The sequence below is a fragment of the uncultured Thiodictyon sp. genome (assembly GCF_903828115.1).
In the GTDB taxonomy this organism is placed as follows: domain Bacteria; phylum Pseudomonadota; class Gammaproteobacteria; order Chromatiales; family Chromatiaceae; genus Thiodictyon.
In genome coordinates this window covers 1-1,928 of record NZ_CAIKKU010000166.1, presented here as the reverse complement: position 1 = coordinate 1,928, position 1,928 = coordinate 1, and the positions used below count along the sequence as shown (strand labels likewise).

Here is a 1,928-nt window from a genome sequence, read left to right as displayed (position 1 = left end):
GGATTCCGAATTGTGCGTACGCCAACATGGCATCTCTCGACGAGGCGCTTAGAGAAATACTCGGCTCATTTGGCGGGAAGTACAGAATCAAATTCTCTCATTCCTGATATAGATCTACAGTTATTTCACTTGAGGTACTTATATAACCACGGATAGAACGGCAATCGCACGCAAACCATCAATATCTTGACGGTATGATAAATGCGTGGAATTGTTGATGTTAAGCATGTTTTTCTTTTAATAAAAAATAGGAGAACTGGTTCTGTGTCACGGCCCCGTCCGAGCCGAGGCGTCTGGCTTGAGCCGCCAGCCGTGGAGTTTACCCCCAGGCCCTTGGTCGGGGTAGCACGCCCCTTTCTCGATCCGCCACCCCGGCAGATCGGCAGATCGCACCGCGTCAGGGTGTCAATGCTACCGGCCTGCGCAAGTTGGTAGGCCGCCTTCCCCTGCGGAGTGTTCGCCCAGGCCGCCGCGTACCCCTCCACCAAGCCCGAGGCCCGGCCGACGCTCTCCATGTAGATCCCGAACCCCAGCGCGCACGCAATCAGCACCGCGAGAGCCAGGGACAGACCCACCCCCCCAGCGCAGTTCTCGGGTGCCGGCCACCTGATCCGCGACCCGGTGAGCCGCCGTCGCCACCGCCGCGGCAAGGTCCGCCTTGGCCGCTTCCGCCGCCGCCCTCGCCGTGGCTTCCGCGGTCGCCTTGAACCCCGTCAAGGTGTTTTTGGCCGCCTGTGCGATTTTCGCCGGGAACGGCTCTTGCTGCCCGGTGTTCCAGGGCCATCAGGACCTTCCACCGACTCGCGCAACTTCAAGGCGTTGTAAAGCCGGGAGTATGACCGAGGCTCAAGTCCGACTCAACCTCGACAACCCCAATTTTCAGGAAAGTTCCGGCCAAGAACCTGTGCGACTACATTAACCTGGGATCGACGCGACTGCGTCAGTGCCGCAACTGGTGCGCCACCAATTCCCCGAGGGCCTTGGCGCCCGTAAACTCCACGGTCTTGTCGGTGTAATAGTTGGCCTGGGTGTACTGGTTGATGCCGACGGCGCGGGCGTCTTCGACCGTTGCCAGGACATAGGCCGGTTCCTGGCGCCGGGCGGCGTCGAGCCAGATGATCTCGGCCTCCATCAGGCGTTGCGCCGAGGTGGCGGCGATGACGATCAGCGGGACGCGGGAGAGAAGATAGACATCCGCTCGCAGGCTTTGACTCTCGTCAACCGGTACATCGAGCCGCGCCTCGACACCGAGCGACGCGGCGGCGGCTTGGACGACCTGGACCACACGTTCACGGAAATCGGACACCGTCCGCGCCCGTCGCAGACAGGCGAGTGCCATGACTTGGGACGATGCCTCAGCGACCGCGAACGCCGCCTGCTCAAGGTGGGCGGCGCGCGTGGTCAGGGTCTCGCCGAGCGCTTGCAGAAATCGTTAGTATTCATAGGAGTTGCTCGTCGTCTGGGGCGATGCGTACCCGCAACGGACGCAGATGTCGTTGACCAGGTGCGGCCTTGATCATCGTTCCGGCCAGCGGCCACCTCCTGGAGTTTAAGGCTTCAGCCTTGGTCCCATGCATCCAAGGCTGAAGCCTTGGACTCCGGCCCGGGGCGGCCGGAGCGATGATCAAGGCCGCGATCTGTCACGCTCTTTCAGGGCTAAGACGATCTCTGCGGACGACCCAGGGCGTTGCCCTGGGCTGGTATGTGTGACCCCGTTGGGGTCAATGCTCCCGCCCGGCGCCCGGACGCCTTGATCCCGCGCGGGGTGCCTGCCGCCGCCGCGACCCTTAAGCCCCGCAGGGGCGCGACATACCAGCCCAGGGCAACGCCCTGGGTGGTCGGTTGTAAAGGAGCCCAGCCCTGAAAGGGCGTGACATCCCCAGGCCGCGACGGGTTACCGCTGAATCCTTGGACTCCAGTCGCGGGTG

Annotated in this window: 1 protein-coding gene; it reads right to left on the bottom strand. The window is 62.8% G+C overall.

The features are described 5' to 3' along the window. Positions 1-940 precede the first annotated feature (940 nt). Positions 941-1,339 carry a hypothetical protein gene (locus tag QZY48_RS06000; protein WP_295429002.1) on the bottom strand — a complete coding sequence of 133 codons (399 nt, stop codon included), beginning with the start codon at positions 1,337-1,339 and terminating at the stop codon, positions 941-943. Between the last annotated feature and the right edge of the window lie 589 nt (positions 1,340-1,928).